This is a genomic window from Brasilonema sp. UFV-L1 (assembly GCF_012912105.1).
Classification (GTDB): domain Bacteria; phylum Cyanobacteriota; class Cyanobacteriia; order Cyanobacteriales; family Nostocaceae; genus Brasilonema.
Genome location: NZ_QMEA01000063.1, coordinates 1 through 24,178, shown reverse-complemented (window position 1 = coordinate 24,178; position 24,178 = coordinate 1). Strand labels below are relative to the sequence as shown.

The 24,178-nt window shown below is 40.9% G+C and carries 19 protein-coding genes, 1 tRNA gene and 1 pseudogene; 6 read left to right on the top strand and 15 right to left on the bottom strand.

Going from position 1 to position 24,178, the window contains the following annotated elements:
* Positions 1–65 precede the first annotated feature (65 nt).
* Genes DP117_RS18535 through DP117_RS18505 form a run of 7 tightly spaced genes read right to left on the bottom strand, consistent with a single transcriptional unit; the run spans position 66 to position 9,623 of the window.
* Positions 66–2,366: a TIGR03986 family CRISPR-associated RAMP protein gene (locus tag DP117_RS18535; protein WP_169219754.1), complete on the bottom strand. Its 2,301-nt coding sequence runs from the start codon at positions 2,364–2,366 to the stop codon at positions 66–68.
* Positions 2,347–2,931, bottom strand: a complete 585-nt coding sequence (gene csx19 / locus DP117_RS18530) for a CRISPR-associated protein Csx19 (RefSeq protein WP_169219753.1) — start codon at positions 2,929–2,931, stop codon at positions 2,347–2,349. Before csx19 ends, DP117_RS18535 begins: the two co-directional genes overlap by 20 nt.
* On the bottom strand, positions 2,928–4,403 hold the full coding sequence (locus tag DP117_RS18525; RefSeq protein WP_169219752.1) for an RAMP superfamily CRISPR-associated protein: 1,476 nt from the start codon (positions 4,401–4,403) through the stop codon (positions 2,928–2,930). Before DP117_RS18525 ends, csx19 begins: the two co-directional genes overlap by 4 nt.
* Entirely contained in the window at positions 4,403–6,043 is a 1,641-nt protein-coding gene (locus tag DP117_RS18520) for an RAMP superfamily CRISPR-associated protein (protein WP_169219751.1), read from the bottom strand. The genes DP117_RS18525 and DP117_RS18520 overlap by 1 nt, the downstream gene beginning before the upstream one ends.
* On the bottom strand, positions 6,040–6,708 hold the full coding sequence (locus tag DP117_RS18515; protein ID WP_169219750.1) for an RAMP superfamily CRISPR-associated protein: 669 nt from the start codon (positions 6,706–6,708) through the stop codon (positions 6,040–6,042). Before DP117_RS18515 ends, DP117_RS18520 begins: the two co-directional genes overlap by 4 nt.
* Positions 6,709–8,331 carry a hypothetical protein gene (locus tag DP117_RS18510; protein WP_169219749.1) on the bottom strand — a complete coding sequence of 541 codons (1,623 nt, stop codon included), beginning with the start codon at positions 8,329–8,331 and terminating at the stop codon, positions 6,709–6,711. It abuts the gene before it with no gap.
* Positions 8,328–9,623, bottom strand: a complete 1,296-nt coding sequence (locus DP117_RS18505) for a DUF1887 family CARF protein (protein WP_169219748.1) — start codon at positions 9,621–9,623, stop codon at positions 8,328–8,330. The genes DP117_RS18510 and DP117_RS18505 overlap by 4 nt, the downstream gene beginning before the upstream one ends.
* Positions 9,624–9,737: 114 nt before the next feature.
* Here DP117_RS18505 and DP117_RS37265 point away from each other — a divergent pair, with 114 nt between their 5' ends.
* Entirely contained in the window at positions 9,738–11,156 is a 1,419-nt protein-coding gene (locus DP117_RS37265) for a TIGR03985 family CRISPR-associated protein (RefSeq protein WP_169219747.1), read from the top strand.
* A gap of 5 nt (positions 11,157–11,161) precedes the next feature.
* On the opposite strand, the gene DP117_RS37010 is transcribed toward DP117_RS37265, so the two are convergent.
* Positions 11,162–11,284 carry a hypothetical protein gene (locus DP117_RS37010; RefSeq protein WP_282440302.1) on the bottom strand — a complete coding sequence of 41 codons (123 nt, stop codon included), beginning with the start codon at positions 11,282–11,284 and terminating at the stop codon, positions 11,162–11,164.
* A 159-nt stretch (positions 11,285–11,443) separates the two neighbouring features.
* Between DP117_RS37010 and DP117_RS18495 the strand changes: the two genes are divergently transcribed.
* From DP117_RS18495 to DP117_RS18480, 4 genes are all read left to right on the top strand, one after another.
* On the top strand, positions 11,444–12,352 hold the full coding sequence (locus DP117_RS18495; RefSeq protein WP_169219746.1) for a M23 family metallopeptidase: 909 nt from the start codon (positions 11,444–11,446) through the stop codon (positions 12,350–12,352).
* Between the two features lie 420 nt (positions 12,353–12,772).
* Positions 12,773–13,417, top strand: coding sequence for a peptidoglycan-binding domain-containing protein (locus tag DP117_RS18490; RefSeq protein WP_169219745.1), 645 nt, complete (start codon positions 12,773–12,775; stop codon positions 13,415–13,417).
* Positions 13,418–13,917: 500 nt separating this feature from the next.
* The gene (locus DP117_RS18485; protein ID WP_169219744.1) at positions 13,918–15,345 is read left to right on the top strand and encodes a WGR domain-containing protein; all 1,428 of its coding nucleotides are present in this window, start codon (positions 13,918–13,920) and stop codon (positions 15,343–15,345) included.
* Between the two features lie 230 nt (positions 15,346–15,575).
* Positions 15,576–16,613 (top strand): peptidoglycan-binding protein, encoded by a 1,038-nt coding sequence (locus DP117_RS18480; protein WP_169219743.1) that lies wholly within the window; start codon positions 15,576–15,578, stop codon positions 16,611–16,613.
* Between the two features lie 506 nt (positions 16,614–17,119).
* On the opposite strand, the gene DP117_RS18470 is transcribed toward DP117_RS18480, so the two are convergent.
* Positions 17,120–17,425 (bottom strand): hypothetical protein, encoded by a 306-nt coding sequence (locus tag DP117_RS18470; RefSeq protein ID WP_169219738.1) that lies wholly within the window; start codon positions 17,423–17,425, stop codon positions 17,120–17,122.
* Positions 17,426–17,748: 323 nt separating this feature from the next.
* Between DP117_RS18470 and glpK the strand changes: the two genes are divergently transcribed.
* Complete coding sequence (gene glpK / locus DP117_RS18465; protein WP_169219742.1) at positions 17,749–19,260, top strand: glycerol kinase GlpK; 1,512 nt, start codon at positions 17,749–17,751, stop codon at positions 19,258–19,260.
* Here glpK and DP117_RS18460 read toward each other — a convergent pair.
* The 6 genes and pseudogenes from DP117_RS18460 to DP117_RS18435 form a co-directional block, all read right to left on the bottom strand.
* Positions 19,241–19,858: an HAD family phosphatase gene (locus DP117_RS18460; RefSeq protein WP_169219741.1), complete on the bottom strand. Its 618-nt coding sequence runs from the start codon at positions 19,856–19,858 to the stop codon at positions 19,241–19,243. The two genes, glpK and DP117_RS18460, sit on opposite strands and share 20 nt — an antisense overlap.
* Before the next feature lie 189 nt (positions 19,859–20,047).
* Positions 20,048–20,119, bottom strand: a tRNA-Asn gene (locus DP117_RS18455).
* 378 nt (positions 20,120–20,497) lie between these two features.
* On the bottom strand, positions 20,498–21,046 hold the full coding sequence (locus DP117_RS18450; RefSeq protein WP_169219740.1) for an NYN domain-containing protein: 549 nt from the start codon (positions 21,044–21,046) through the stop codon (positions 20,498–20,500).
* 150 nt (positions 21,047–21,196) lie between these two features.
* Positions 21,197–22,466 (bottom strand): annotated as a pseudogene (locus tag DP117_RS18445) (transposase).
* Between the two features lie 348 nt (positions 22,467–22,814).
* Positions 22,815–23,498, bottom strand: a complete 684-nt coding sequence (locus tag DP117_RS18440) for an ABC transporter ATP-binding protein (RefSeq protein WP_169219739.1) — start codon at positions 23,496–23,498, stop codon at positions 22,815–22,817.
* Positions 23,499–23,516: 18 nt separating this feature from the next.
* Positions 23,517–23,789 carry a hypothetical protein gene (locus DP117_RS18435; protein WP_169219806.1) on the bottom strand — a complete coding sequence of 91 codons (273 nt, stop codon included), beginning with the start codon at positions 23,787–23,789 and terminating at the stop codon, positions 23,517–23,519.
* Positions 23,790–24,178: the final 389 nt, after the last annotated feature.

Genomic DNA, 24,178 nt, shown 5'->3' with positions numbered 1-24,178 from the left:
AGGTATCGCAACTAAATCTTGGAAAGAGCGTGGAGGGGAAGGTGGTGAGAAAATGTAAGTATTGGTCAAGATTTTTCAATTCTTTTCACCTTCCTAACACTAGTACCTTGAGCTTTTTCAATTTTGACTGTGACTATATCTCCTACAGAAATGGAGACTTCTTGTTTATTGACTTCCTCTTTTGACTTACAGTCAGAGCCTTGAATTTGATAGGTAATAATAGTTTTCAATTTTGTTTTATTCCCTTGCTGTACCTGTTGCTTTTCAAGATTAATGACTTTTGCTTCAACTTCCTGACCATTGACAAATGTTACCCGCTGATTTTCTTTTAATATAGGAGACGCATGATTTTTCTTTCTAGAAATTGATGGAGATGGAGTAGTGTCTTCCTCTAATTCAATTCCCATCACTTGTAAAGGAGTCGGTAACACACGCCGAGTTTTATATTCATTGGGTTCACCATCTAATGAATTTTTCTCTCGCTTAATTTCCATGTATCGTGTTTGTAATAATGCTGGACTCTCCCAACTCAACATTGCTAAAAGCATTTTAATTCTGGGGATATCTTTAAACTCCCCAGTTTGTCTAAGCTTTTCAAGCATATAATTTTCAAAGAATTGCTGATAATCTGGGTTATCATCTAAGCTTTCTGCTGTTTCCCAGTAGTTATTGTTGAATAATTTTGTATATCGTATTTTACGCTTGTTCAGATATAAATTATTTTCTATTTTTACTGCTCCCATACCTAAAGGTTTACCCATTCCTAATGAGAGGCGATAGCGATTATTTTGAGCAATATCAAAAATCCACATTAATGCACCTAGTTCTACATTGCTCAAGTTTTCAAAGTGGATGGTAAACTGAAAATGAACACCCGATTTGATTGGTTTAATTTGAGTAGTTTGAGTATCTGAAGCTTCATTAGGGTTTGGATGTTGAATATCAGGATAACTTCCTTTATGCCAGTAAAGTTTATGTCCTCGAATCACAGTTTCTTCACTTGGTTTACTGGCGTAGTGTTTTAGATTTTTCTTATCAGCATTAGTTTCTTGTGGTTGAACTAAGTAGTGCTGATATGTAGTTGGCTTGGGACTTGCAAGAATTTTGGGGATGATAACACCTTGAGTCATAAATATATCATCTGAAGAACTCACACAAGTTGCATCACTAACAAAAATTCGACCAGCACAACTTTGTTGTATTTCTTCAGGTTGTTTATCACGTTTAACAAAGCCAAAAAGAGCATCAGCAATATCAATTACTGAATCATCTCGTAAATGTTCTGGAATAAAATCTACAACAGTAGCAGCTTTACCATCACCGTTAGGAGAGTAAGGAATTCTAAAGTAAGGACTATGACCAAATAATGTAACTATATCTCCTTGTTCGGGTTGACAGTAAAATACAGGACGGTCTTCTTTCAACATCCCGAACTTTTCATCAAAAGGAGTTTGTTTTTGAAATTCTGTTAAAGCATTAAGATAATTATCAATTGCATCTGGGTCAATTTTGTATTTCTTAGGATTAGAACTAGGAGCAAATACAACACAGTGATAAGTACGTATACTTTCGCTCTCAGGGTCATCATTTTGCTTCATGTTTCCGCTAGCCACTAATTTTCCTTGGTTTAGTGGGTATTTTTCTGGAACAGTAACATCTTCAGCTATATAGTTTCCCTTAGGCTTTTTAATATTTTGAAAACTGACTGGAATCTCTTGGGGTAAATAGCCTGGATCATCAAATTTCTTGAATTGCGGAAAATCAGCAGATGATAAATTCTCTTCTTTAACCCAAGCAAATGATGTTGACGATGCTTTTCTATCACGTGATTGACTTTTGATATCGATATTACGTGCTGGATGAATAAACCAACTATTTCCATCATGTTTTAGATAACCAGCGTTAATTTTACTTGGAATATATTGTTTGTATGCTTCTGCTAGAGAATCCTCTTCGGGTGAAGTTGCAACAGCACGAAAGAATAACCGCTTATAATCAGATACTTGTGAAATCTTACTATAACTAATAATTTCAATTAAAGTTCGCAGCATTCCTCGTAAGCTACTACCGGGAATGACGGGTTTTTTAGTGACTGGATCAATGTAAAAAAAATCTGGACAATCTTTTGCTTCTCTCTGTTCTTGAAATTCCTCTGGTGTGAATCCACGACGAATATAGAGAGGAGAGGAGGTTGTTAAAGTGCATTCAATTCTGCCAGTATGTCTATCAACATAGTAACGGTCATTATTGTATAGCTTGCCATTATTTTCTAATTGTGCAGTGACTACTTGATCAGGTAGTTCTACAAAATTGTATGGAGCGATCGCTTTTCGATTTTCTGCAACTTTACGAATATGCTTTTTCATCGATTACTTTCCTTGATTCAGATTTCAGTGACGCAAGACGACTGAGATAAATACGAGCTAAACCCGTTTCGTCTTGATAATCAATATAGTGACGAACAGTTAAACGCAAGGGACGATATAATTTTTGATTCTTGTCAAATTCAATATCAATTAAAGGCACAGCGTAGCGCAAACCCTGTTGACCATCTGATACTAAAGTAAAGCCATTAGATACTTTTTCTGCTTGCGTTCCCCAAAGTATTTGGTGTTCGGTAATAAATTCTGTGTCTTGGTCATCCTTAATAATACGAGCATGAAAATCTTCATCAGTTCGCCAAAGCATAACTTCTGCATTTTCACCAAAAATACGGCATTGTTGTAGAGTGCAAGAACGTAACTGAGGTAACTTAGAAAATGCGCTATCTGTAGTTACTAACTGAGTATCTCGGAATTCTCCCCAAATGACCCCATCTTCGGCGTGCGCTAACAGGTATTTTAATTTATATTTTTCTGCCTGTTGTTCTAACCATTTCCGGAGGTCGAAATTGGCTGGAATTTCTAAAGGCTCACATAATGGTTTCTTCAAGCAGTTACTTCCTCATGTAAAGCAGCGACAAATTTTTCTAAAGACTTAGCATCATTTATAACCAAAGGCTCATCTTTTGAAGATTGAGAAATTGTCCATATTTTGTTTTCCTGTGAATGCTGAAGAGTGATGGTTACTTCCTTTCCCTGCAATCTTCCCCGTCCTATACTGCTTGTTCCACCTACAGGTAAATCTCCTGTCCATAAGTCTTTAATTAACAACAGAATTAATCCTATTTCAAAATCTTTTGGCTGACGCAACTCCAGTTTTACTTTCAGTTCTGTTTTCTGACTACCAAAAATCGGTTGTTCGCTGAATAACGCGCCGTGATATGTTCCACCTGTAAAGCGGTCTATTGCAATGCGATTTTGTACTAAATCTGTTGTTTCTGTGATGATGCTTTCCTCGACTACTAAACGACTAGCTTTTGGTTTTTGACTTTTGTCCTTGGTGAAATCTGAACCAAATATTTCATCAATGATGCTTGTGTTTTTTTCGAGAGTCTTAATAATTCTTTCAGCACGATGGCGCAACACTCCTGCTAAACTTGTTCCAGAAAGTACAGAAACTAAATTGCGTTCGCTTGGTTCAGTTGATTCGCTATTAGAAGCTTTTGTCCTCGGTCGATGAGATTTAAGATGAACAACATCAGGAGCTTTATCAGTGGATGCTTGACCAGAACGAATTAACAGGGGACTTGCGAGGGTGAATGTGGCGTTGATGGTTAGGCGATCGCGCTTATCTTCTCCTACATCAAGCGATACACCAAAAGCATTTTCAATGCTGTCACAAGTAGGATAATCAATTAATAACCCGGTAGACCAATGCTCAAACTTTAAGCATGCAGATAGTTCATCATATTTTTGCAAATCAAATTGCCATACTTGCCATTTTTCCACATGAGCGCGACCAAAACCCCGGCGCTTTTTCATCCCGATGGAAATTTCACCACGTTCTAATCCTTGGAGAGCAATTATTAATTCTCTAATTAATTGCTCCTTATTCTTTTCTGCGTCAATCAACAATTCAAAATAAAGGTCAAACTTTGTTCCGGCTTCTAGTAACTCTAAGTCATATTTTGCTTTATCCTCGGCTGTTCTAGTAACGCTATTAATTTTGACACCATCTCGCCGTTCTGCTTTAATATTTTCTCTGCTGAGTGCATCATTTACTATTAAAGGACTTTGCTCACCCTCTTCATCGGTACGCCGACCGCCGAATAATAAAGATTCTTCTGTACCACCATAACCATTTTCATGCTCTCGTAAATAATTTCGTAGCGCTCCGGCGATAGATGAACCCATCAGTAAAGCTTTATCTTCTCTACTGTCTCGCAACAAAACTAAATCAGTATCGCTATCAGCATCACCACTTCCCAAACAAGTTGGAGTATCTAAAACCAAAGTACCTTTTACTATAATGCGTTGGATAATATGGCGTTGATTGCGATTTTTGAGGCGTTCACAACTCATCAGTTTTCCTCCTTCATTGCCTTTTTAGCAACTGCCATAATTAGACGCAGGGTGTATTTTTCAGCCAGCTTGTTTTTTCTCGCAAATTCGTCTGTGACACTCCGCTCTATCTCAGCAACCCTGACTGTTAAATCCTGTGGATTGCTAATCCAAGATATAGGGTTACGCAGCCATTCATCAAGCTTTTTCTTCAGAGAATCTTTGTCTGCACCTATTTTTGCTCTTTCAAATTGACCACTGGCATTAGCTGGTAAATTATCTAAAAGTGACAGTACTAAATCACAATCACCTGTTGTTAGAGCCTGTCTTGCTACTAATAGCAAGCGCGATAGTTGACTGTTACTGATTTTATCTTGTACCTCATGATACCCAAGCTGCTTTTGTAAAGCTTGTTCTAGTTTTTGGAGCAAAAGCCTTTCAGCCATTTGTGCTGCTAAACTACGTGATGCTTCTTGTTTTAATGTCGGCTGACTGAAGTTTCTAGTTGTGTCAGGTTGCTTTGCTTGAAAATTTACTTTTTTTAACCAATTCACAACAACTCTGCCAAAACCTTCTACTCTTCGTTCTCCAATCCCGTGAGTTTCCAGTTGTTGAATCTGCTCTGAGTTTAAGGAAATATTCTCAAAAACAAATACGCTTCCTGCTGCAAATGCTGGGACTTGAGGTAGAGGTAATCCCCATTTGCGATTAAACCCACCAACTAGAGTATTGTTAGCAAAACTGATTTGTGGCTTAAGCTTTACATCGACACCGAAAATTTTTTCTAATTCTCTTGTCAGAGATGCTGATATCTGGTGTTGTGCTGACGGAGGAATTACGGCGTATTGTCCCCACTCATCACGTAAAATCATGTCACTTAGCAGCGTAATTGTGAAATTGTCGTTATCAATACGGTCTTCAATTGGAATACTTACTTCATTCCAAGTATCGTGACAATTTATATCAGAAATTTTTGTATGTCCATAACCAGCACTCTGGGAACCACCTAGCCACAGTTCTGGGAATATTTGAAGCAAATCTTTCAGTAATTTTGCATTGTCTTGGCTACTGCACAAAATTACGGCTTGAAACGTTTGTCCAGCATCAATGGCTTCGTAGCGGAAAATTTCCCCTTCACCTTTGAGTTGCTTTGTTTGAGGGTCGCGTTTGATTTGAGTAGAGCGTCCTTGTTTGCGATCGCGTTGATTGTGAATGTTAATCCGTCGTTTTTCTTTGTAGAATCTGACACAGCCACGTTCTGTTGTCCAAAAACCTTCACCAACAAACTTGGGATTTTTTAATTCATCTGCTCTATTCACACTAAAATCGTAAACCGTTATTTCAGGTGAATCATCTCTTAGTTCTGCATCCTTATCCTTAAACCAGGAACGAGGTACTGGAAGAGTGCGCTTCCCCTGTTGACTAAGCAAATATGCATTTAGGTAGCGCGTGCTTTTAGCATCAAAAAATAGGTGTTTGACTGCATCATTGCTCAAATCAAGCTCTGATAATTGATGCTGCTTCATGTAGCGACTAATTATTGCACCCCGAATCATGCTACCGGGAATAAAACTATAAGATACATCACTATTTGGATCGCCTTGAAACGAAGTAGCAAGCAGCGGTTGTTGAGTATGCAATGAAAAAGTAATTATCTTCATGCAGCTTTCTCCGGAATTTTACCAAACAGATTTACATACTGTTGTGTCATTTCTTCTCCCGCATTATTATGCAGCGTACATCGCACATGTCCCCGACCTCGATTGCGTCCACTTCCTACACGTCGAAGTGCTAGTATTCCTACTGCTAAAATTGACAGCATTTCATCACTAGGTTGAGTTTCAAACAGTAAATCAGCTTTGAATTCAAGTTGGCGTATAACTACTCTGAAAGAACGTAAACTTCCTTCGTCCGCCGTACCAGTTTGGGAATCAATCGCAGTTTGACGACGGATAGTAGTTAGAGATTCTAGAACTTCTTCCTTTGTCAATGTTTTATCTTGAACTTGCCAAGCAACAGCTTCCCGTAAATCATCTGGTAAGCAAGCATCCCCTACGTGCATTGCTGCTGTTGTTCCCAGAATACTGCCAGGTGTACCGAAGAGAGTACAAGCGAGATTTTCCCAATATACGCGACTATCATTTTGTAAAACTGCAATTAAGTTGTCACATTCTTCGCTCAACAAACCCTTAAGCGTGCGTCCGCGCAAGTAAGGAAATCCACAGGAATCATGCTCAACTTCCTGGTCAATTAAACCAGCTACACCATCCCCTCTGCCGAAAGTCGTATCACTGAGTAATTTAATTTTCAGTTGATAGATAGTCACTTAATCCCCCAATCCAATGTAAAAATCCATAGCTTCAATAGCATCAAAGTAACCACATTCTCCGTTTAGCCAACCATCTCTAGCTAGTTGTTCGCTTTGACCGCTAGACTCTGGAAAAGAGGGTAGCTGTGGCAATTTATAGGCACGTAAAAATTCTTGAGTAGCTTCAATAGAAGCTTTGCGTAAAACTTCCCGTAAAGCCATGACTTTGTTGTGGCGTTCTTTCCAATCTTTTCCTTCCTTAAACTCTTCAACAACTTGAGTAAAACCATCCCAAGTGCGCCACTCGCTACTATGCTTTTGTAAACGTAGAGGACGCATTACTAAATTCCAAGGTTTCTCATTAGTCGGAATTTGATATTCACGTTTGCGAATTTCAGACACTGAACCAAGTAAACCACTTGCTGCTAAATGCCAATCGATAGCAGAAAAATAATCGACTCCATATTTTTTTCGCTTTTTATTAACAAATTTCTTTGCTTCTTTGCATAATTCTTCACTAATTTGATACGCTCGTGCAAAAGGATAATGAGTTTTAACTATGCAAACACCTGCACAAGCCGTTAAAGGTTGACCATCAGCTACAAGTTGTTTCTCAAATGCTCTAAGAAATAAAGCTGCTAATTCTAGTCCTAATCTTCCTTCACAAACAAAGGTAATATCATCACCGCCATACACTAAAGGACGGAAAGGAAGATAATATTTAGCATTTAAATTAAATTCTCCGACTTGACCTACAACTTTTCCTTCTTGATGAATTGATTTAGTTAAAATACCTACAACAGCCTTTAGTGCTTTGATACCAGCTTGGTCAACACTTTTAGAAAACTTTCGCATGGCATTAATGTAATCTCGATTTTCTCTTCCTTCTCCATATTTCTTAAATCTGTCTCCCATACCATTACCATCAGCATGAACAATAGCAGCATAGCTAGATTCACCTTTAGAGCGACCTAAATGGTCAGTTCGATAGGGAAACTGATAAATATTTTGGTCAACTTCCTCTGCAAAAAACTTTTGCAGCTTTTTATTAGCTTCCTTAACTGCTTGTAATTTTTGCTTGGTTTCCGTAGAAATCAAATAGCTGTCTGTTTGTTCATCCTCGTCATACTTTATGTACTTATCGCTTCTATCTACAGCAGGAAGCTGAGTTGAGTTACAACTAGCAGTTACACCTAATCCTAGTAGGGGAGCAGAAAGAATCCGCTCATATTTTTGACGTTCTATGTCATTTTTTTTCAACTTCTCAATTTGCGAATATAAATTGTTGCTCTCCCAATCAAATTCTGCATGAGCAACTAAGAGGTTAACTCCTAGCGCTTCTTTCAAAACTCGCCAACTTAAGATCCGAGTAAAACTGACAGCAGTTTCGCGTGATTTAAATACAATAAGTGCATTCCCACCAGCCGCGTATATTAATTCAGCGTTGAGTTCACTGATTTCTATTGCTTCTTCTTGGCTTTTTTTCGGAACCCCTAATTCTTCTAATGTTTCTTCAACCCATTCTTTTGTAGCTTGAGATAATAAAAATGAGGCTCCAATGTTTTCGCGTAGACGGTTGCTGCTGAAGATATAATTTTGTTTACCTGTTGTATCAACTACAGTTACAGTATATTGTGTCATTTTGCCTCCCTGTCATTTTGAACAATCCACTCAGTAATTTTTTTGGATAAATTGACTAAGTCTTCGCGTCCAAAAACAGCAATTTTATTCTTTGCCAGCGTCTCCGTCATTTCTGCTTTGAGAGTATCTGGCTCACCAGAACAACAAATTAAAGCCACTCTAGCTTCATCTCCTCCCATTTGTTTTGCTCTAAGATATGCTTCAAAAAGCTTGAGCTTACATGTTCCTCTCTTATCGGTTGTTGTACAAGAAATAGCAAAAAGTTGATAGCCACGTGTGAACGCAACATCAAATTCAAATCCGTCTCTAGTACCTGTGAGAGGAATTTCAAAATTAAGTCCGTAGTCTGTTATCAATTGACTATGAGCAATCTTTTTTACTTGTTCTAAAACATAATGTTCTAACCATATACCATCTAGCCATTTACAAAAACTTTTAACTTCTTTGAAAACTCCTGTTTTTTGGACTTCTTGTAACGAAAGTTGAGCGTCAGGTGTAACAAAGTTTTCTTGTTTGAACGCTGCAACAATTTCTTGCGGTAATTTCTCCAGAGATATTGATACTTCCATCAGAGATGTCTTACTCTTCCAATCTCCCCCACCGTTTGATTTTTGCTTATAAGTTTGCTCGCGAAAAACGTTGTAGAACCAATCAAACCACTGCTTTGATTTAGTCTCTTCCTTAAAGACATTGGCAAGTTCTGTTGCCAATTGTGGTAATTGTGCTTGTTGTGCTTGTTCTGTAGGATTTTGCTTTAACTCCAACCCATGTAGCTGGAATATTTTTACCAGTTTGACTTGCAGTGTGTCTGGTTTTATTTTTAAACGAACGCGCTCGTTATCTTCCCTATCAATACACATCTCTAATCTACGAGGATCGAGATAGCTAAAAATAATATCTGCACGCTGTTTGTACGTTCTATCTGTAACCTCTTCGTAAAACAATATTCGATAGGCGTGCGTGGACATCGCTTTTGTACCGCCTGTATAATTTAGCCCTATTTTTCCGCTTTTTATGCTTTTTAACTTTTCTCCAATTTCTTTTTGGATGTAATAAGCATCAGACTCATAATCATTGAGCGATCGCAGTTCTGCTTTCAAACCATTTCGTTCGCTTGAGAGAATATTTTGCAGCCGTTTAGCCTGTTCTACTGTACCTGCTGTGTGTACCAAGTAAACAGTTCCACCCTCATTCAGCAACAGCTTTGCTGCAATGTAGTTGGGCAGAGGATTTTCACCAATCAGCAAAAACAGATGGTCTACCTTGTACTTATCAAACTCTGATGTACTCATACGGTAAGTGTATCAGTTTTCAAAATTGCCATACCCAGTATTACACAGTATCGGAAATACCCCCTTCCAATACCTGCTACCTTGGAAAGCACAACTTAGACACCTTAACCAACCGTGAATACACTATTCACCAATCCCCCGCATCCCAAACTTTTACAACAGCTAGCCAATGGCTTTCTAAACCAAACTCATAATCTTACTCGCGCTATACGGCTGTGGGCATTGTTATCTTGGCTCTACAGTGATATAGGACACACTGCTCTTGGCGACCACTTTACGTACACTGATTGGCGTCAAGCTTTCTTTACTGAGACTCACAAGGATGAAAAGCAAGCAGACATCCTCAACCATCAAGACCCCAACTGTGCTTGTATTAAAACAACCGGACAATGGTTATTAGAATTGGAAGTGCCTATAGATGAATGGCGTAATTCTCTGCAAAAACAAATACCTTTATCGAATTCTGACCTAGAAAATCTCCTGGAAGAACGGTTATTTGCTCAAGTTCGCAAATCACTTCAAAGCGATTTAGATTTATTAGTTAAGCGAAACTGCTTGCAACGAGTAAATAATGTCACTGGTAGAAGCAAATATTACCGCCGAGTAGAAAGATTGCCAATTTCCAGTCAATCAGAAAATCTTGGTTATGAAACAACTTTAAGTATTAAAAAACAAGCTTATTTAACTGGAACTTTAGGTATGTTTAGTTTTCTTGACCCTAGTTTACCTTTGCTGGCTCAAGAAATTTCAGAAGATGAAGTTGATGAAGATATTCATCGCGTTTTTTTATACGTTGATTATGTCGTGCCAGAATCCAGTCCTACACAAGATGCAGTGGATGAAATCCAAAGTGAATTGCAGTCTCTTTGGGACTCAGGACAAATTCCACCTCTGTTGTTAACTTATCACAGCGCCCATCAAAATCAGATTAAGGAATGTGTTGTTTATCCAGTTTGCATTTACTTTATGGAACGCGCTAAATACTTGTGTGCCTATGGCAGTACTCCAAAAGGTGATATTAACTGGTATAAATATCGCTTAGACAGGATTATTTGTCAACGTCTAGAAAGATTAAATTGGAAAGACACTCGCGTACCGCAATTATTAAGAGAAAAATATGAATATAATCGACTTCCAACTCAAAAAACAGTTAATGCTAAATTACAAGAAGCTTGGGGTTGTGATTTTTATAAAGATAAAGCACTAATGGTATTGCGGTTTGAACAAGATTTTCATTACTCTTACATAAAAGGAATCAGTATTCACGATAAATTTACCGCTATTAATTGCGAAACAGCAGCAACATTAATCAAACAATACACACCTAACCCAGAACAACGACAGGCTATTTTAGAAATTCTCCAATCCCGTCCACATACCGACGCCTACTACCAAGTCTATTACCGAGTTACAGACTACTACGTTGTTAGATGGTTACGAGCTTTGGGTTCCAAAGTGGAAGTTCTACTACCTTGGGACTTGCGGCAAGAAATGGCTTTGGAAATTCAAAATACTTGGAACTTGTATAAATAACAATATCATTCATGATGCTTGGTGTAAGCAATATCCAATTTCTCCATCACCTTGCGCTTTGTCTCCTCACCGCGTCGGTCATATTTCCCCATAGTTACAAACTGTCCGGCTAATTTTGACACCATCACAATATTCATCCTCCCCTTAACCCCTCTCCTAACTACGAGAAGGGTATCGTCAGCCGGAATGAGGGTTTTTCTATGCTGACACTCCTGATGTAGTTGACTTAAGACTGTAACAGCAAATAACTCAAGACATCCTGAACCATTTTTTACAAGCTCTAACTGATGAAAAAAGTTACCATCGCTCAAATCTGTACGTATAACTTGATCGGATTAACGTCTTTCCTTACTGTCCTAAATACAAATACACAGGTTTTAACTCAGACAGCAAAAAGTTCTAACACTCCACAAAAATCTCTTCTTTCTAACTTAGTTTGGCCCACTCAGGGAATAGTTTCTCAGGGTTTTCGCAAATATCAACATGAAGGAATTGACATCGCAGGAGCATCTGGAACTCCTATTGTTGCTGCCGCATCTGGTACAGTAGTTAAAGCAGGTTGGAACGAATGGGGATTAGGAAATGCTGTAGTTCTTAAGCATCCTGATGAAAGTATTACAGTTTACGGTCACAATAGCCGCCTTTTAGTAAAACAAAGTCAACAGGTGAGCCAAGGACAAGTCATTGCAGAAATGGGATCGACAGGTAATAGTACAGCACCTCACCTACACTTTGAAGTGCGTAGAAATCAGCGTTTTGCTGTTGACCCCATGACGACATTACCATCTTTGATTGCAGGAAAAATCCCACAACAAAACATGACAAGTCCTACAACTGTCGCTTCTCAAGCAAATCACGAAATCAACCAAGTCTCACCTGTGCAACCAATTCCAGTGGCTGTTGGGTCTGTGATGGCTGATACTAAATGCAATGGTACTACAGTGATTGAAGGCGAAACAGCAAATATTTTTGTGAAAGTCTGTCAGGAGAATGGTCAGTTGTTTTATATTGGGCAATTAAAGCAAGACCCAAGCCATCCTGTACGCCTTCCTGCTAGGAGTGTTGGCAGTTCTCAGTATCAAGCAGACAATGGTAGTTTTTCCTATGTTGTTAGTTCTGACAAGGTAGAAGTTTGGCGAAATGGTCAACAAGTACGCTCGGATACTTTTTCCACTTCAAAGCAGTTTACAAAATAAGTTGGCTGCTTTACTGTTGCAAATACTAAGTAGGTCAACCTAATTAAGCGTAAAATGTCATTACGAGTGAAACGGAGTGAAGCGTAGACCCCGGAGGGGGCTTCCCGCAGGGTAGTAATCGCCAAAATTGTATTTTACGTTTTTCAATCTTGACCTACTTATAAATTGCGATTGGTGCGACGCTTGGCGTTGTGCGCTCCACATAATCGCATCGTATTTTCAAGAACAATTGGCAGAGCTTATGTAACAAGCAGTGAACGCATTCTTCCGGATATTTTTTATAAAAATTATGTTTTCTTAATTATGTTCTAGGTAAAAATCCTTTACGATAAAGCGTAGTCTAGGTTACATTAGACAAAATTCACCAGAAAGCGAAGTCAAACCTGCATTTGTGAATTTTTCAGTATTAAGGAGCTGACTGTGGAATATCTTGCTTATTCTCTCATGGATAGCGCCTACGCAGAGGCGACGAAAGATACAGAATTCAGCGTTCCAGAATTTCAAGTGCCAGAATTTCAAGTGCCAGAATTTCAAGTGAAATTCAACTGGAACAGAAATTTCAAATCTGCGTGGTTAATTTTCGCGAGCATCGGTGCGTTGTTAGCGATTTTAGCTCCAGCTCAAACAGCAACAGCCGCTTACTACGGTCCCGGAAACAACTATTATGTTCAGACAAAAGGCAGTGACCTCTTAGTCCGCAAAGGTCCTGGCTCATCTTATGCTTCTGTTGCATCTTACCGTAATGGCTCACGACTTCCACGAGTCGTAGGATACAGCAATGGATTTGCTAAGCTATCCAATGGTTATTACGTTGGTGCAAATTGGATTAGCAACAAACCTGGTAAAGGGTACAATCCTGGTCCTGGTGTTGGTGGTCCTTACACTTTGAGTGTAGGCTCTCAAGGTTCTGCTGTTGCTAAACTGCAAAGAACTCTGGGAATCACACCGACTGCATACTACGGTTCAGTGACAGCAAATGCAGTCCGCAACTATCAAGCAAATAATGGTTTACTTGTGGATGGAGTTGCTGGACCACAAACACTCTCTGCTTTGGGAGTATATTAACAGTTGACACACTCACGGCTTGAAGTCGTAGGATTGTTGGCTATATTGGCGTAACTTAAAACAAATCTCTGCTTGCAACAGTGCAAAAGACCAACAAGCCGTTAAATTGAACCAAAAATTGAGCCTGATTTAACGAGTCCCACAGGTCTTCATTATCCTCAAACGTTTAGCATTTATCAGTGGTCTTTCATAACTCCGTTTCCACGCGGCAGTTGCTTGAATTTGGAAAACCTAAAGTCAGTTGCTACAATGGGAGTCTACCCGTTGTAGCAATTGTTGTTAACTACGGGCTTCACCCTCATGAATAAAATTCAGGGACTTCTGCACTTCAATCATCGGCGATTCTCTTTTGAAGCTGGTTTGCGATACGCAAATCGTTAAGCCAGAGGCTGATCGCTATTATTTTTTTCATAGCAATTTTTTATTCATATCGGTGAAAGTCTAAAGGAGAACTACATAAACACTGATAAAAATAAGGTTAATATGAAAGGAGTTTAATAATGGCTGCCCAAACAACTTATCTGGAACTTTCCGAGGTAGAAGGCGGTTCTCATAAGTTTTATGAAGTCATCGTTGATGGTGTGGAAGTAAAAATCCGTTATGGTCGTATTGGCGATCCAGGACAAACTCAGACTAAGAGCTATCCTACACCTGAAAAAGCAAAAGCAGAAGCTGATAAGAAAATTAACGAAAAGTTACGCAAGGGATATGAACAAGCAGTCATGGGGGTGCGAAAAAAACGACCTCTCACGCGTCGTCAGGTAACCAGTTCACCTTCTACCGCTCAGCGTTCTCCTATTTTATGGAAATTTGACTCTGGTTCGGCTGCTTTTGGTATTTTTATAGATATAAACCACTGTTGGGTAGGTAATCAAAACGGACAGGTCTTTAAGTTGAATCATCAAGGTGAGGTATTGAATCAGTTTCAACTACCTGATGGTGTCAAGTGTATTGTGGCTGATGATGTCTGGATTTATGTCGGTTGTGATGACGGCAACGTTTACGATTTGAGTGGGAAATTACCTAGATTAGCTTATGAAATTGATGAGAACATTGATATTTTCTGGTTAGACATCTATGACGGTATTTTGGGGGTTTCCGATGCACAAGGGGCTGTTGTTAAGATTGACCCAGAAGGCGAATCTCAATGGACGCGATTAAGTCAAGGTAGATCAGGGTGGATGATTCGTGCTGATGTAGCAGGATTTTACCACGGTCATGGTGCTGGGGTAACGATGTATGATTTAGAGTTTGGCAAACAAGTCTGGCATCAACCTACTGATGGAACGGTATTGTTTGGCTGGCAAGAGGCTGATAAAGTTTATGCTGGTACTAGTGCTAAAAAAGTCCATTGCTTTAGCAAACAAGGTGAGGCGTTAGCTGTGTATCGTTGTGATGACTTTGTGTATTCCTGTGCCACAGCAGAAAAAGGCAAGTATGTCTTTGCGGGAGATAGTTCCTCATCGATTTATTGCTTCACCCAAACAGGAGATAGGCTTTGGAAACTGAGCACAGGGTATGGTTCTGCCTTATCTATGCAGTTGTTTGGTGAACGCCTTTATATTGTAACCACTCAAGGAGCACTAGCTTGTATTGACGCCAGTGAGGCAGCAATTAAGGCAGCCCACTTAGGTGAATTGCCTCAAACTGTAAATATCAAAGCACCTCAAATCAGTGGAACTCCTGTTTCCAGCTTAGAATTAGAAACGACCTCTGATACCAGCCAGGGAGTGATAGTAGAGTGCTTCCAGGACGGTAGCAAGCTGCGGGTACGGGTAGTTTCTCCGGGTTATCATCCTGATTGGATGGTGCAGTTTCCTAAAAATATTCGGGAAAAAGGAGTGCGGTATTTGGTGCAAGAAATTCGAGAATCATCGCATGGCGGTTTCTATCGCGCTTACGGAGAGATTAAAAAGCTCAATCTTTAAAAGAAAACTGGCGTTGCTGATTTGAAGTATGAATCTAGTTTTGTCATGCTGAATGTAGCGAAGCGAAATGAAGCATCTGCAGAGATTCTATGTCCTGCGGACACGCTGCGCTAACGCTTCACTTCGTTACGCTCAGAATGACAATTCATACGCTGATTCAGCAACGCCAGAAAACTTTTATACTAGTCAAATATTAGAATCAAACGACTTTTAGTACAAAGGAGAATGTTATGGAATATCTTGCTTATTCTCTTATGGATAGTGCATATGCAAAGGTCACTGCAGATACTGAATACCATCTTCCTGAGTTTAAACTCACATTCAGTTGGCAAAAATATTTCAAATCTGCATGGTTAACTTTCACGAGCATCAGTACCTTGTTGGCAATTCTCACTCAAGCAGGAGTTGCTGAAGCAACATACAATGGTCCGGGTAGGTACGTTGTTACGACTAACGGCAGCTGTCTTAATGTTCGCACAGGTCCTAGTACTTGTCATCGCTCTGTAAAATGTAACTCCAATGGCTCACGCTTGCCACGAGTCGTAGGATATAGGAAAGGATTTGCTCGGTTGTCTACAGGTAATTACGTTTCTGCGAATTGGATCAATAAGAACGCCAACAGGGAATATGCTTCTCGCCGCATTCCCAGAGAATATACTCCTGACTATGGCATTGGTGGTAATATTACTCTTAAAAGAGGCTCCCGAGGTGAGGCTGTGGCAGAACTTCAAAGAGCTTTGGGCAATGTCTCAGTCACAGGATACTATGGTTCAGTCACTCAAAGAGCAGTTAGGGACTTCCAAGCAAACAATGGCTTGCGTCCAGATGGAGTCGCTGGAGCAGAGACTCTGAGTTATCTTGGATTGGGAAGCATTACCATCAGAAGACCATCCACAGATTATCCTCTGTATCGTAATGATAGTTTTAGCAGTACAGTTTACCGTCCGTATCCTAATGCGTATCCTAATGACAGCTATAGGCGTAGTATTACTTTGAGAAGAGGCTCCAGAGGTGAAGCTGTGGCAGAACTTCAGAGAGCGTTGGGTAATCTTCCTGTCACTGGATATTATGATTCCTCAACTGAGAGAGCAGTTAGAAACTTCCAGGCAAGTCTTGGCTTTCGTCCAGATGGAGTCGCTGGAGCAGAAACTCTCCAGTTTTTGGGGGTAAGTAATATGAGCACAAGACCATACTATTCAGACTATTCTAGATCTTATAACTATTCGAGATCTTATGGCTATTCTGGTATTAGTGTTGGTGGTCCTTAATTGCAAAAAGGTACCCTTTTGACACTCCCACGGCGCGTGAAAACACGGCGTTAGCTGCCTACGGCACGGCTTCTTGCCCTAACGTTTTCATTTAAAGCCGTGGGATTCTTGTTAACCCTTATGCCTGTGGCGTAAGTCCGGAGGACAGACTTTACCCGTATCACTAGCATAGTTAGGGCAAATCTGACTTGTTTTTCTACTGTTAAGTTTTTGGAAATATACACCATGTTTGAAACAGCTACTTATTAAATAATGAAAAGGAAATAGTAATAAGTAGAAAAGCATGAATAAACACAAGCATCTTCAGAAAAATTAAGATTTTGAAATTTCTTTATTTTTGCTGTCTTAACGGCCAGTATTGATTTTGAGCGACTTACTTATTCAGTTAGTTATCAGTAGAAAAGGATTTATGAGATTACCTTACGTTACCTTGAAAAGGTATCGTAACACTAGTTTCTTATGACGACATGGGAGATAAAATTGGTAATAAGTACTTACCAAGAGTGTTAAGAGGAGTGATTAGTAAAGATGAGTAAGCTTGTTAAGTCCATAGCAATCTCCCTTGTTTTTGGTGTGGCGATCGCCACACCTGTTGCCACCTTTCCATCAATAGTTGAAGCACAAACACCCAAACCAACGGGTACAGCTACTCCCACACCAACAGGTACAGCTAAACCTGCTACCACAAAACCTGCCCCCACAAACACACCAAAATCTGGCACCAGAGGAACAACTAAAAAATCTCCCACCACAGGGGCACCAAAACCCACAAACTCGCCTACACCTTTAGGTTCACCTACACCTACACCCACAAAAACACCATAAGGTGAAAGGTAAATAAACCTAAATATAGGAACAGTCGGGAAAGATAAGCAAAATCATCCTTCAAGACTGATACAGAAGCTCCTTGTGCATTACGCCCTGGAGCTTTGTTGTTATACCAATTCTCCATGAAGATGCACTTTATTTTTAAAACGTAGACGCGCAGCGGCTTCCCGCAGGGTACAGCCAAGAACGCCAAGAACGCCAAGAAAAGAGCAACAAGAGAGATTTAATTATTTAGTGCAAGTTTATAGAGAATCGGTATCACTCGTGAGTTTAAGTTATTATCACAGGAATATTATCTTAAGATTATATGCAAAAATCGGGCTACATCCTAGCATTGGATTTGGGTACAACAGGTAACCGTGCCTTTGTGTTTAACGCAGATGGTAAGATTGTTGGTCAGGCATATCAAGAATTGACACAGTACTATCCTCAGCCTGGATGGTTGGAACATGACCCTGTGGAAATTTGGCAAGCAACCTGCAGCAGTTTGCAAACTGCAATTCAAAATGCCCAGATTGCTCCTCATGAAATTGTCGCTATTGGGCTGACGGTGCAGCGAGAAACTTGCTTAATTTGGGATAAAATAACAGGACAACCTCTCCATAAAGCGATTGTCTGGCAAGACCGACGCACTGCTCCTCTATGCCATCAATTACAAGAGCAAGGATATGCTCATCAAATCTATGATCGCACAGGACTGATTGTTGATGCTTATTTTTCAGCGACAAAGCTGTCATGGCTCTTAGAACATCTTGCAGGCGTTGATATCAAAAATATCTTAGCTGGGACAATTGATACCTGGGTACTGTGGAACTTAACGGGTGGAAAAGTGTACGCCACTGATCACAGCAACGCCAGCCGCACAATGCTGATGAATCTGGGAAGTTGTGAGTGGGATGAGACACTGCTGAGTCTGTTTAAGATACCTGCTCATATCCTGCCCCAAATTCAGCCTAGCTTGGGAATATTTGGAGTCACCAATGCTAGCTTGTTAGGTGTTGAAATTCCCATCACTGCCATTTTAGGAGACCAACAAGCAGCTTTGTTTGGACATGGCTGTCATTCTCCCGGATTGATGAAATGTACCTATGGCACTGGAAGCTTTTTAGTTGCTCACACTGGTTCTCAAATCGTGCGCTCCCAGCATCAACTTTTGAGTACTTTAGCATGGACTCAAGCAAACGCAAGCGGAACTTTAGATGTGAGCTATGCCTTAGAAGGTAGTATATTCACTAGTGGAGCTTGTATTAAATGGTTGCGCGATCGCCTTGAAATCATCACAACTGCTGCTGAAACTGAAGTCCTAGCAAATCGAGTCACAGATAATGCTGGAGTTTACTTTGTACCTGCATTTAGTGGGCTGGGTGCGCCTCATTGGGATATGAGTGCTAGAGGAGCATTTTTTGGTATTACCGCAATGGTACAACGCGAGCATTTGATACGTGCTGTACTGGAGGCATTAGCTTACCAGGTTCAGGAAGTTGTGCAGGCAATTCAAGCATCCAATACTATTTCTATAGAACGACTCAGCGTGGACGGTGGTGCTTGTGAGAACAACTTTCTCATGCAATTCCAAGCAGATGTGTTAGGGATACCAGTTGAACGTCCTACAATCCGCGAAATGACAGCGCAAGGTGTCGCGTTTGCGGCAGGTCTTGTTGCTGGATTTTGGGATAATGATGAGGTGCTAGTGCAGCAACGACAGATTGACCGCGTGTTTGTCCCCGGTGTTGGAAGAAATCAAGCTTTGGAAAACTTCGCGACTTGGCAAAAGGCTGTTGAACGCGCTAAGCATTGGGCTACGAACTGGCAAGAGTAGAAGAATTCCAAAGAACACGTATGTCAATTGCACGCATTCGGGCACGACGAGCAGCTTCTAACCCCCCATTACTATCCTCGTAAATAATACAATCTTCTGGTGAAACTTTCAAACGCTCAGCAGCCAGTAGAAAAATATCAGGAGATGGTTTTCCTCGTCCCACATCATCTATGGTTACGACTGTCTCGAAGAAAGTAAGCAAACCAATGACATTCAGTGTTGCTTCAACTATAGAACGGTTGCTACCTGAAGCAACTGCCATTGGAATTTTTCTGTGGTGTGTTCGCACAATATCCGTTACTGCTTGGATTTCTTTAACTGTATGTATTAATTCTCTGTACAGTTTTTCCTTACTGTTAGTAACTAATATTGGGTCAAGTTTATAGCTGAATGTATCGTTGATCGTCTTGATGAGTTCCGTTGCAGATAAACCAGTTTGCTCATAGAACCATTCTTTTGTCAACTCGAACCCAAAAGGACGCATAGCTGACGCCCATGTTTGAAAATGAAGAAGTATGGTATCTGCCAAGGTACCGTCACAATCGAAAATTAACGCTGTATAGGGCGGTACAGGTAGGATGGATTTATTGTTTATCATAAAATATCTATCCGTGAATCTTAGCTCTCAACCAGAGTTCCGACTCCTCTTACTTAACCTATCTTAACAGAATTGAAAAACAACTTAACTTGTTTGAACTCGTTAGGAATGGCAAAAGTCCAACACAAAATTGTCTACAGTGAGATTTGTGTTGTTTTTTGGATAGTTTGTTTTTTATCCTTTATTTAACTCCCCAGGCAGGATTCGAACCTGCGACCAATCGGTTAACAGCCGACCGCTCTACCACTGAGCTACTGAGGAACGCTGCGATTACTTATAGTAGTCTTAAGAGTAAGGATTTGGCAAGTACTTTTGGAAAAATTTTTGGAAAAATTTTTGGGGAGACGCGAAACAGTAGTATTTGCAAGTCTTGGGACTCTCACGCGAGTCTTAAACACTCGACGATGAGTCTTAAACACTCTCACGCGAGTCTTAAACACTCGACGATGAGTCTTAAACACTCTCACGCGAGTCTTAAACACTCGACGATGAGTCTTAAACACTCGACGATGAGTCTTAAACACTCGCCCGCGCACAGAAGCTGGGAGAGAAAAAGTAGGAGAAAAAGAATTTTACGAATAATTGCAGTGCTAATGGCTCAGCGACGCAGGGCTGCCTCAAGACGCTCAAAACTTAATACTATAATCCCATCCGCAATTGGGCTAAACGCTGACGTGCCTTGGCGTCGATAGAATTCGCTAAAAACCTTGTGTTAGACTGTTTTCGTTGTTTATACTTTTGCCGCACCCGACAAACACTGGCTTGTACCTCGTAACACAGTTGCTGTGCTGACATCCATTCAGCCCCATACCCCAGTACCATCAACTGCTGTGCCCTGTCTGATGTGGCAACAATCATGCGAGAAATAAGAGATTGGGCTAGTGAGGAGCGTAAAGACGCACAAACTTTTTCAATGTAAGTGTCTGCGGTCTGCCCGAACTCTGTATAATGAACCGATAGAAGCTCTGTGATAATTTCTCTGTTGCTACAGGTGTTTTGATATTGAGCGTCAAATACAATTTGAGTCTCATAACCTTGAAACGCAGTGTAGCTCGTTAAAGCTTCAATCAACTCGCAACGTGCTGCCTCTAATCCAGCAGTATCACGGGTTCTTTTTAAGCAGGACCAAGCGCCTATGATATTGTAGCCGTCCACAAGCAAGACGGCTCGGGGTAAGGAAGGGGGCATGGTTTTGAATCACAATTTTCTAGAGTTAACAAAATTCATTCATATGATTTATAGTAAATGAAGCATTGGTTGTAACACTATGTTACAAAAAGAAAAGTACATATAAGGGCGTAGCGAGAAATTGATGAAATCATTGACATCCTCCCACCGCTAACTCGGAGTACCGAGTATAGCGGGGGATTCCAAGGATTGCTCTTTGGATTTCCTCTTTCCACGAGTTGACTTGCTTGGAGGATTTGCATCACCCAAGTATTGGTCAGTCTCTCCAGAGGCGTTAGTTCCGATGTGACCCACCGTACTTAATGCTTTTTCTAGTATGTTTCGTGCAGCGTTCCAGTCTCTATCTTGGATATGTCCGCAATGGTGACAAGTATGCGTCCTAGTACTCAAAGACTTCTTGACAAACTTCCCGCAGTTGGAGCAATTTTGGCTCGTATAGTGAGGTGCAACGGCAACCGTGACTACACCAAATACCTTACCAAAGTACTCAACCCATGTACGGAACTGAGTCCACGCTGCATCAGAGATGGATTTGGCGAGATGTCTGTTCCTCACCATATTCCGCACCTTCAAGTCCGCGCTGACGCGCCGCTTCGCTAACATACGCCACGAGGTCGTTAGACATCACTACGCACCTTGCCGTCTTGACAGCAAAGTCTTTACGCTGGCGACTTACCTTGAGGTGTTTACGAGCCAGTTTGTTTCTAAACCTAGCTCTATTTTTAGAACCTTTTTGAGTCTTAGACAAACGACGTTGCAACCGTTTCAACGACTTCTCACTTTTACGGAGATGACGCGGGTTCGCAACTGTTAGCCCTTCAGAGTCGGTGTAGAAATGGTTTAGTCCAACATCTACGCCAACAGTCTTAAAAGTAGGCTCCCGTTTTTCTCTGCGGTCATGGTCAATACAAAATTGAGCATAATATCCATCTGCACGACGCACAACTCTGACTCGCTTGATCTGCGAAATTTGATAAAAGTGCAGGTCACGGGTTCCCCACAACTTAAACTGACCAGCTTCAAAGCCATCGGTGAAAGTGATAAAGCGTCTATCTTCAGAGACCTTCCATCCCGTCGTTTTATATTCCACAGATACGTTGGTCTGAAAACGCTTAAATCTTGGGTAGCCTTTTTTGCCTGGTTTTTTCGCTTTACAGTTATCAAAAAAGCGAGATATCGCAGCCCAAGTTCTTTCCGACATAGCCTGACGAGCCATCGAGTTCAGTTTCCTAACCCAAGGGAAATCGGGATTGTCAGAGAGAACTTTGCAATAAGCCGAGAGGTCATTTCTGGTTTTGGCATGACCGTCCATCCAGTAGCGAAGACAAGCGTTACGAACAAACAAACCAGTCCGCAAAGCTTCATCGAGCTTGCGATACTGGTCATCTGTTCCTTCCAACTTGGCTTCGTATACTATCATCAGACAATCTTACCACGATCTATGTATGGTAAGACAGCGATAATAACTTGCTTGTTCCCGCGAAGACAGAGATTGTCAAAACCTTGACTGCACCCCGCCCTGTTTCTGTTACACAGAAAATTGGTTGAGGTGCGTCTCGGTTTTGACCGTCGTCCGCAACTGCCGCCAACTGAGTACAGTATGGCGGGAGCCTTCTCTCCGAATCAGGTAAACAGTGGAACAGTACACAGTGAACAGTGATCAGTTGTTCACTGATAACTGATTGTTGAAAATATGCCCGAATGGCACCCTAAGTGGAGTTTAAAACTCCCCTGTCGTTCGCAAAATTTCCCCTACACCCTTGGATTGTTATGTTTCAGGAGTTTTTTCGTGCAATTCCATCAGCCGTTGTTTGAGGCGCTGCGGTTCACCCTGATCTAATAAAGAACCCTTTTCTAATAGCAAAGCGCCGTCACAGTAATTTAACTCCTCTAAGCGATGAGTAACCCACAAAGCTGTCATACCACGATTTTTGACTAGGCGGCGGACACTAGCAACTAGTTCCAATTGGCTATCTGCATCAAGTAAGGCAGTAGGTTCATCTAATAGTAAGACTTCACAGCGACGGGCTAAAGCGCCGGCGATCGCCACCCGTTGTTTTTGTCCACCACTCAAAGCATAAATCGGGCGTTTTTGCAGTGATAGTAAATTGACTGCCTCCAGCGCCTCCTGAACGCGAGATTTCACAGCAACAGGTGGAAGTTTTTCTTCCACCAGCCCAAAAGCCACATCAGCACCTACTGTTGGCATGACGAGTTGATGATCAGGATTTTGAAAGACAAAGCCCACAGGGTGTAAAAGTTGAATGTCCCCAGACTGAGGGGTTAATAGCCCTGCTAAAAGTCTGAGTAAGGTGGATTTGCCACTGCCATTTGTACCCAAGAGCATCCAAAATTCACCCTTGGGTATGTCCAGAGAGCAAGACTTAATCACATTCTCTCCGGATGACCAGCTAAAGTTTAAATCTTTAACTTCTATGCCCAGTTCCGCCATGTGTATCTTACCAGCTGATTACTCAGCTGCTACAGCGAAGAAACCAGGTGGTCTACCACCCGCAGCCGCTGCGCCCTCTTTCTGAGTCAGTTGAACTCCAGATATCTCACTAGCGCGGACAGCAACTTTTTTTTCTGTCTTCCCCTCGCTTTTGAGTTCCACAATGTTAGGGCTGCCAGTTTCCATCGCCGCCACAATCAGTTGATAAACTGCCTCAGCATCCTCAGATGTCTTACGTTCTATGGATATGGGGAAAGCTGTGTTCTTTACGGTTAAATCGATAGTAAACATTTCATGAATGAGATTGAACTGCACGACTCATTCTAACGTTAGCTTGTGGTGGAGGGGAGTCTGGGGAGGTGGGTGACGAGAAAAAATTAAAATTCGGTTAAGAAAAGAAAAAATACACTGGAAAAATCTGAGAACTTTGTATAGAATTTGATTAGAGTTGGTAAAAAATTGTAAACTACAATTGACAACTCAGTTCACTCTCTCATTTAAGCAGGCAGTCAAATGTCGGTTTTAAAATGGTGAGTGGAAACCCGTAATAATAAAAATTTGGAGATCTGTTGTAATGACCATCGCAGTTGGACGCGCGCCCGCGAGAAGAGGGTGGTTTGACGTTCTCGACGACTGGTTAAAGCGAGACCGGTTTGTGTTTGTAGGTTGGTCAGGGATAC

Excerpts from the sequence above, each read along its gene's own strand:
- glpK (WP_169219742.1), top strand. The coding sequence starts at position 17,749 with ATGCAAAAATCGGGCTACATCCTAGCATTGGATTTGGGTACAACAGGT.
- DP117_RS18520 (WP_169219751.1), bottom strand. The coding sequence starts at position 6,043 with ATGAAGATAATTACTTTTTCATTGCATACTCAACAACCGCTGCTTGCT.
- DP117_RS18435 (WP_169219806.1), bottom strand. The coding sequence starts at position 23,789 with ATGTTTACTATCGATTTAACCGTAAAGAACACAGCTTTCCCCATATCC.
- DP117_RS18460 (WP_169219741.1), bottom strand. The coding sequence starts at position 19,858 with ATGATAAACAATAAATCCATCCTACCTGTACCGCCCTATACAGCGTTA.
- DP117_RS18450 (WP_169219740.1), bottom strand. The coding sequence starts at position 21,046 with ATGCCCCCTTCCTTACCCCGAGCCGTCTTGCTTGTGGACGGCTACAAT.
- DP117_RS18440 (WP_169219739.1), bottom strand. The coding sequence starts at position 23,498 with ATGGCGGAACTGGGCATAGAAGTTAAAGATTTAAACTTTAGCTGGTCA.
- DP117_RS18505 (WP_169219748.1), bottom strand. The coding sequence starts at position 9,623 with ATGAGTACATCAGAGTTTGATAAGTACAAGGTAGACCATCTGTTTTTG.
- DP117_RS18535 (WP_169219754.1), bottom strand. The coding sequence starts at position 2,366 with ATGAAAAAGCATATTCGTAAAGTTGCAGAAAATCGAAAAGCGATCGCT.
- DP117_RS18525 (WP_169219752.1), bottom strand. The coding sequence starts at position 4,403 with ATGAGTTGTGAACGCCTCAAAAATCGCAATCAACGCCATATTATCCAA.
- DP117_RS18510 (WP_169219749.1), bottom strand. The coding sequence starts at position 8,331 with ATGACACAATATACTGTAACTGTAGTTGATACAACAGGTAAACAAAAT.
- DP117_RS18480 (WP_169219743.1), top strand. The coding sequence starts at position 15,576 with ATGGAATATCTTGCTTATTCTCTTATGGATAGTGCATATGCAAAGGTC.
- DP117_RS18495 (WP_169219746.1), top strand. The coding sequence starts at position 11,444 with ATGAAAAAAGTTACCATCGCTCAAATCTGTACGTATAACTTGATCGGA.
- DP117_RS18485 (WP_169219744.1), top strand. The coding sequence starts at position 13,918 with ATGGCTGCCCAAACAACTTATCTGGAACTTTCCGAGGTAGAAGGCGGT.